The organism is Aerococcus suis (assembly GCF_900176325.1).
GTDB lineage: Bacteria > Bacillota > Bacilli > Lactobacillales > Aerococcaceae > Aerococcus > Aerococcus suis.
On the sequence record NZ_FWXK01000001.1, the window covers coordinates 352191 to 360156 of the forward strand.

Here is a 7966-nt window from a genome sequence, read left to right on the forward strand (position 1 = left end):
TATCCTATTTTCACCATAGAAGGGGACTCTTCTGTCAATTAATCAACAATTTATGCACAATTTAATTCACAACCTAAATCATTGCTATATAGGCGTTTATAAGAAAAAACTAGTTATTTACCCACAATTCAAGTGACTTATACACGGTTCTATACACACGTTATCCCAAGGTTATGCACAAATTGTTGATAACTTAGTGGATAACTGACTTCCTTTTGGGATAAATAAAAAGAACAAACGCTTTGTTTGCTCTTTTTCAGTAGAATAGCATATTACCATCCAATAGGTTGATTGGTATCTAGTACAATTTCTCCATTACGATACGCTTTAAATGCTGCTTCTAATAGCGACAACGCGCGATCGAGTTCTTCTCTCGTGATAACTAATGGTGGTTGGAAGCGGAGGATATTACCAGCTAACGTAATCATAATTACCCCATGATTCAATAGATAAGTCATCACTTTGTTAGCACAATCAGTATTCGCTGATTGATTATTCTCCTCAACGACTAATTCAATGCCTCCGTTTAACCCATACATCCTCACACGTTTGATAAAAGGATACACTTCTTGCATTGCTTGTAGTTTGGCTTTGACATACTCACCATCACAAGCCGATTTTTCCATTAACTCTTCCTCTTCAATAATATCTAATGTAGCTAATGAAGCCGCGCAACAAATTGGATTTCCTGCTGTCGTAAAACAATGACCAGGCGCTGGTAGACTATTCATAATCTCCGCTCGTCCGACAATTGCTGATAATGGTAGACCAGCAGCTAACGACTTCCCTGTGGCGAGTAAATCAGGCGCAATATCAAAGTGATCAATACTCCACATCTTTCCAGAACGGGCTAACCCTTGATTGACTTCATCTACCATAAATAAAATCCCATGTTCTTGACATAACGCGTACAACTCTTTAACAAAATAGAAAGGAAGTTGTCTAATCCCCCCATCTCCTTGAATCGGTTCGATTAAAATAGCTGCTACCTCTTCTGGAGGTAAATATGTTCGAAACGCTAAGCGAAAATGATCTAAATAACGTTCACTAAAGGCTATCTCATCTTCTTGGGGAAGTTTTTCATTTTCATCTGGAAATGGTAATTGGTAAATGCCTGGAACAAAAGGTCCCATATTTCGACGCATATTTAATGATACGGCAGATTCTGTAATTGCCCCAAACGTCGATCCGTGATAAGCGTCTGTAAATGTGATAATATTTTGACGTCCGGTATACGCCCTAGCATACTTAATCATCCCATCATTCGCATCAGATCCAGAGTTACCAAATATCACTTTCTTTGGAAATTGACCAGGTGTTATGTTAGTCAATCGCTTTTGGAGCTCTAAGACGAGATTATGAGTAAAGTAAGCTGGCGTGTTATGAACTAATTGTTCTGCTTGCTTCTTTATTGCGTTCACAACTTTAGGATGGCAATGCCCCACATTCGCCACTGAAGCACTTGCGAGTAAATCAATGTACGTATTACCATCCATATCGGTTAATGTTGCTCCGTTACCCTTAACAAAACCAATATCCGCATATTGAATCCGTCCTGTTGGCGCAAAATACTGTCGTTCTTCATTAATATAAGCCTCAGATTTTAAATGGCTGTAAGACATCCAATCTTCCTTTCTATAAATTCTAACGTTGTTTATAGTTGTGGTTAATATTAGCGAAAGCTCTCATCATTGTCAAATATTCACTCATTTAATCAATAGTATTATTAATCATTTCTCATTTTTAAAAATAATTTCGATAAAATAAAAAGAAGCGAGCAGCAAGCCCGCTTCTTAAATAGTTATGATAATTAAGGATTTTCAGATTGAGGTTCTAATTGAATGGTTACTGTTTGTTTTTTACCATTCCGATAAACCTCTACGTTAACTCTTTCATTTGGTTTGGCATCATACAATGCTTTTCTTAGACTGACGTTATCTGTTACTTCATGACCATTGAATGAAGTAATAATGTCATTTACTTTTAAGTCTGATTTAGCTGCAGGAGAGTCAGAATCGATATCTACGACAACGACACCATTTTCTAGATTATCAGGTGCTTTAAGCACTTCATCTTGTTGTTCAATTGGAATTTGATTTAAATTAGCCATCGCAACGCCTAATTGTGGACGTTCCACATGGCCTTTAGCTTCTAGTTGATCAATAATCGTTTTCACATCATTAGACGGAATCGCGAATCCCATTCCTTCTACTTGACCAGAAGAAATTTTCATTGAGTTAATACCAATCACTTGACCTGCAGAGTTTAATAAAGCACCACCTGAGTTACCAGGGTTAATCGCGGCATCTGTTTGAATCGCATTAACTTGCCAGTCCATCGTTTTATCGCCATCTAAGTCAACAGGAACATTTCGATTTAAACCAGAAATAATTCCTTGAGTAACTGTTGAAGCAAATTCAGATCCTAAAGGTGAACCAATAGCGATGGCTTGTTCTCCTACTTTAAGAGAATCACTATCCCCAAATTCAGCCACGGTATCAACTGCTGAAGCAGGTATTCTAAGAACCGCCAAGTCGGTCCATACATCGGTACCCACTAATTCAGCTTTGACTTGGTCACCGTTATTTAATAAGACTTCTAAAGCATCAGAACCATCGATAACATGGTTATTCGTCACAATATAAGCATATTGCCCGTCTTTTTTATAGACAACTCCACTACCTTCAGAAGCCGTTTCATAATCGTCTTCGCTGCTATTACCATCACTTGATTTTTGGTCTGGTTGAACGAAACCAAATAAGTCAATTGTTGATTTTTTGTTTGCTAAGTTAGCCACAGAGACAACAGCATCTTGCGTTTTAGCGGTAGTTTCCGTCACATCTGTTGAGACATCTAAAGAAGCTTGTTGTTTATTGCCATCTTTATGTTTATCAGCCTCTTCTTGAACACGTTCCTGAACAATTTTTTCAACTTGTTCTTGACTAACAGAATCGCCATCATTATGATCAACCACAGCACCAACCGTCCCAACAAGTGAGGCACCAATTAAACCACCAACTATAGCTGGAATCCATGGTTTATGATTTTTTTTCGGTTCTGGTTTATGTGGTTCATTAGGGTTTTTAGGAATTTTTTCCTCTTGATTATCCGTATACACTGCTATGCTGCCTCCTTGTTTTCTTTACACTTTTACATATTATAAGGATTTTTTGTGAAGATTTTAATGATTTATCTTTATATTTTCCTTAAGATTATAATTCAAACAGATCTGTTGGTTCATGCGGATCCGTATTTTTTAACTCAAATGTCTCATTAACCCCTAATCCTTGCTCAGACAATAATGTCGCATTGGTTTGATAAGCTAACGATTTTAAATTATTTTCTTCAGATAAATGTCCTAGATAAACACGTTTGGTGCGATCACCAATCATTTCCGACATCGCTAAGGCACTAGAATCATTGGATAAATGCCCTTTATCGCCTAGGATACGTTGTTTTAACGACCATGGGTAGCGCCCCATGCGCAACATATCTAAGTCATGATTACTTTCAATAAGGAAAACATCTGAATTGCGTAATAACCCACGTAATTTATCACTGACATATCCCGTATCTGTTAAAATCGTAAATTGTCGCCCATCTTTTTGAAAAGCGTAGAACTGTGGATCTGCGGCATCATGACTAACACCAAAACTTTGAATATCAATATCGCCTAGTGTCAGACGTTCTCCACGTTCAATCACATTCTTTTGTAAGGGATCAATGACACCACATTTTTGTCCAATGGCTTGCCACGTGTCTTCATTCGCATAGAGATTGACATCATATTTACGTGCCAGGACACCTAGGCCTTTAATATGATCAGAATGCTCGTGAGTCACAAAAATAGAGTCAACGTCACGAATATCTCGACCAATTTTGGCTAATTTTTGTTGCATTTGTTTCCCACTAAATCCTGCATCCACTAATATTTTACGTTTAGGGGTTTCAATATAAGTGCTATTTCCTTTACTACTGCTACTGAGCATGGAAACACGCATTGTAAAATCATTGTCACTTGTTTCCATGACGTCATCCTTTCCTTATTTTAATTTTATTCGTAATTGTTTTAATGTTAAATTCTGAACTGGTGACATCGTTTCCGCTAAATCAATGGTGTACGGTGACGTCTCAATTGCCTTAGCATAGGCGCGATTATCACCTGTCAACCAAGAATACAGATACGTAAGTCCTGAATCTTGACTGTATCGTAACTGATCAGTAATTTGTTGCGAATCTTTTAATTGGTTCAATTGTCCACGATAATTTTTAGCGACAGCCACACCATGTTCTGATTTCAATGGTAATAGCCATTGGTAACTTAACCACAATATAATTAGCCCAATTATGAGTAATAATACCGGCCAATAAAGGGTAAAGTGGCCACTCATTTGCCAATAAATACTAATCACCAATACCCCTAATGATAACACAATTAAGAGTAACCAAACGAGTGTTAATCCTTTATTCACAGAATCATAGACATGTTGTTTTCTAATGGTGCGTTTCGTGGTCTTCACTAATTGTTGCTCCAACTGGCGAAAATCACGTTTACGGTTCGTTTGCCATTCATTCATTGACACCCAATCTTCACCAGTTAAATTATGCTGAATTTTCAATGCCTTCATGAATAAAGATTCCGCATGCGTTTGCGTCACAGCATGTTGATCTTGAACATAAATATCGGTAATTTGCTTGCCTTTCGTTTGGAAACGCAAAGCTAAATGTCCTTCATTGACTAAATTCATCATGATAAGCAGCGTGGTTATCCATTGTGATGGATGGTATAAGAAATGAGCAATCATTGCCGGTGTCCAATTCGTTTGAGTTAATAAGGTTTGGTCCACATGACTAAGACGTTGCGCTGTTGTTTTTTTCTTCCATAAACTAAATCCAATGAAGCCTAAGATGGCTAAAAATAATAATACGCTCGCTATTTTTATGATTCGTTGTTGGCGAGTGATTTCTGCTTGAGCAGCTTGTTGCTTATCTTCAATTCCTTGGACAATTTGGTTACCTTCTGATTCGGAACCTTTCGTGTGATTATTTGGTAATACCTCTTCAGGTACGACTAGCTGAAGTTGGATCCCTTCATTTTTAGGACGGTTACCAACTTCAACCACTAATTCTTGATCATTTTTCCAATTTAAGGAGACAGCATCACTATTAGGAACGTGCCATTTCACGGCATCTTGATTAACAGCTTCAGGAAAATGAAAAACAATCGTATCATTGCTACTTGCTAAGGGCGCATTTAAAAACGATAAATCTAATACTTGCCATTCCCCATAATTAATCCATGCATCTTGAATTTGAGTTTCGTATTGCCCAATATAATCGCCCTCTTCCATTTGATTGAAGAGTTCTAGTTTATACATATTGGACTGGCCTTCTAGTGTATAGGTCCCTAAATCTTTCGTAGGGCTTTGCGCAAAAGGAAAATAATCTTTTGCTTCTTTTGCTTTCATCCCTATTGATAGTGACCCGATTTCGCCATTATCACCCTCAGCAATTTGGTGAGGAAGCAATTTTTGTTTTTTATCTAAATGATAGTGTATGTTTTCTTTACTCGTCATCGTCCCATCAGCAGCAATAGAAACATCCACATCATATTGACTAATTTCGGCAGCATTAGCAATTGATTCACTACCCAATACTCCAATCAAACACATACTAAGGCAAGCAACTATTCGCCATAACCATTTCGTCATTATTTCCCTCAAATCTTTTTAACTGACTTTGTCTTGTACAATAGTGCCGTTCACACCATCAACATGTAAACGTTCAAAAACGCCATCCCCATTTTGGATAAAAAATACCCAAGTAGGATTATATATTTTCATATTATCAACTTTTAACGTTTGATAATACCCTAAAAATTCATAAACGACTTTATCCCCTTTTTGAATTTTATTATTCAAATATAGATTTTCTAAAGCTTGTTTTTCAGAAACTAGTTGTCGTTTTTCACCTTGAGCTTTGGTTTCTCCAGCGTAGGTTTGATTAAACATTTCGACGTTATAATCATCATTCAAATTAAAGACCAATTCCCCAGTACCATCGACAATAGGTAAATCCGTACGCGATTCTTGCATATAAGTAATCATACGCTGATTATTGTCATACGCAACAAATCGGTATTGGTCGCCTTGGTAAACATGTTCCCCAATCCAATCATCTAATGGTTTCAACGCATCATCAGACAGATTTTTAGCTTGGGTATCCTTATTAATTTGTTTTAACGTTAAAGGATTATTAAGTGTCCCAATCAGACGGCTCCGATTAGATAAATCAATATCGTAAGTATTTTCCGCTAATGGTTCAATGTCTTTTTCATTAAATTCTTGCATAAGCGCCCGAATAAAGGGTTCTTCCCTAACTTTATCCTCAGGCGTCATAAATTGGATATCATTATCTCGCATCTCTTGTTGCACATCCACACGCGATTGATCAATAGGTGATGAGAACAGCAACGCATTCTTACCAACAAAAACAAAGACGAGAAAGACATTTAACACTAAAAAAGCTGCAATCAAAAGATATTCTATCTTACGAAATGCCATGTTAATCCTCCTCTGTCTCACTGGCTGTTTCCATATCGGAATTATGGAAAACTTCTTCTTGTGTCGCTTCTTGTTCGACTGGCTTGTCTTTAGTATCTTCTAAATAATCATCCCAAGGGAAAACATCTCCAGAATCTTTATAGCGTAATTTAAGATGATCATAATCAGACATATCGACTAAATCTTCCAGAGCGTACCATTCCCCATCACGTTTGACATGCCAAGTTGGAATCAATTCAACCAAATGATTAGAATCTGGACTTTCTACCCAACGATAACCGATTTGTAAATCTTCAATATCGTTCGTATCGATGCCATTATTCCGCAGAATTTCTAAAGTATTTGTTCCACTCATTAGTTCTAGGTCTTCAGACAAGTCCGTCAACTGTGTTTGAATCGTTAAACTAGACATTTGTAAGTTAGAAATGTCATCCCCATTCATCTTAATTTCCGTTTTAGACACATGATATGGGGCAAAAATTGGTAATTCATTGATGAATTTTCGATACGTAATCGTATGATTACTTGATTCATAACCGACAAACCACCATGTTTCTTGATCAGGGAAGAAAACAGACATTTTATTAAAACTTGCTTTAATTTTATCTTGAATTGATTGATCCTCAGAACTGTCAACATTATGGTTAAAATTCAATTCATACGTCTTATTATCAATCGCTAATTGATGGTTGTTAGAATAATATCTTGAATAATCATCATCACTATAATCATGGATTTCTCCAGGTGAGGAGAAGAGCGCATTAAGGAAGAAGGTATTGGGTTGTCTTTCTAACATATACGTTTGTTTCGGAACCACTTGTTTATCCTTCATAATATAATGACGACCTTTAGCAAAATTGACTGGCGTCACTGCATACTTATCATCCGCAGCAAAAATATCATCAATCAATTTTTGATTATCATTCGTGTTGATTAGTGACAACGTATATGCAGTATGCTGATCTTCTGAAATTAAGTAGACTTTATCATCTTTAGGGAAAATCACGAAAGCAGTAAAAGCCATGGTTTCATCATTTTCAGTTAATTGATCGGGTAAGTTAGCATATAAAGCACTCGGCATTTCATCTGCATATTTGACCTCAACATAACGTTGGTCTTTACAGTTTTCACGGAAGGTGTCTAGCCCAATTTCTTCAATATCTGCTCCTTCATCATACTGAAGATTTTGCAAATAATTTTTCGTTCGCTCCAATAAATCATGATTCGTCGTCAATTCAAACTTATCCTCTTTATTATGCGTGACTAATCGACGGGGTAATAATAAACGACTCGGTTGTTGATCTTGATGGTTCTGTTGCAAAGTTTTAAATAAAGAATAAAATTCCTTACGGTATCTATGATTTAAGCTGGGATTCCCAATAATACCTTGATTTCAGTACAGA

At 36.7% G+C, this 7966-nt stretch carries 6 protein-coding genes; all 6 read right to left on the bottom strand.

Features of this window, described 5'->3' with window-relative positions:
- Window positions 1-272: 272 nt before the first annotated feature.
- Window positions 273-1622, bottom strand: coding sequence for an aspartate aminotransferase family protein (locus tag B8955_RS01680; protein ID WP_084097940.1), 1350 nt, complete (start codon window positions 1620-1622; stop codon window positions 273-275).
- Between the two features lie 188 nt (window positions 1623-1810).
- Window positions 1811-3118: a S1C family serine protease gene (locus tag B8955_RS01685; protein WP_234983497.1), complete on the bottom strand. Its 1308-nt coding sequence runs from the start codon at window positions 3116-3118 to the stop codon at window positions 1811-1813.
- 94 nt (window positions 3119-3212) lie between these two features.
- Window positions 3213-4028: an MBL fold metallo-hydrolase gene (locus B8955_RS01690; RefSeq protein WP_084097941.1), complete on the bottom strand. Its 816-nt coding sequence runs from the start codon at window positions 4026-4028 to the stop codon at window positions 3213-3215.
- 15 nt (window positions 4029-4043) lie between these two features.
- Window positions 4044-5711 (bottom strand): DUF2207 domain-containing protein, encoded by a 1668-nt coding sequence (locus B8955_RS01695; RefSeq protein ID WP_084097942.1) that lies wholly within the window; start codon window positions 5709-5711, stop codon window positions 4044-4046.
- A gap of 18 nt (window positions 5712-5729) precedes the next feature.
- Entirely contained in the window at window positions 5730-6563 is an 834-nt protein-coding gene (locus B8955_RS01700; RefSeq protein WP_084097943.1) for a two-component system regulatory protein YycI, read from the bottom strand.
- Between the two features lies 1 nt (window position 6564).
- Complete coding sequence (locus B8955_RS01705) at window positions 6565-7884, bottom strand: hypothetical protein (protein WP_084097944.1); 1320 nt, start codon at window positions 7882-7884, stop codon at window positions 6565-6567.
- Between the last annotated feature and the right edge of the window lie 82 nt (window positions 7885-7966).

Coding starts and splice junctions, on each gene's coding strand:
- B8955_RS01700 (WP_084097943.1), bottom strand. CDS start 6,563: ATGGCATTTCGTAAGATAGAATATCTTTTGATTGCAGCTTTTTTAGTG.
- B8955_RS01695 (WP_084097942.1), bottom strand. CDS start 5,711: ATGACGAAATGGTTATGGCGAATAGTTGCTTGCCTTAGTATGTGTTTG.
- B8955_RS01680 (WP_084097940.1), bottom strand. CDS start 1,622: ATGTCTTACAGCCATTTAAAATCTGAGGCTTATATTAATGAAGAACGA.
- B8955_RS01690 (WP_084097941.1), bottom strand. CDS start 4,028: ATGGAAACAAGTGACAATGATTTTACAATGCGTGTTTCCATGCTCAGT.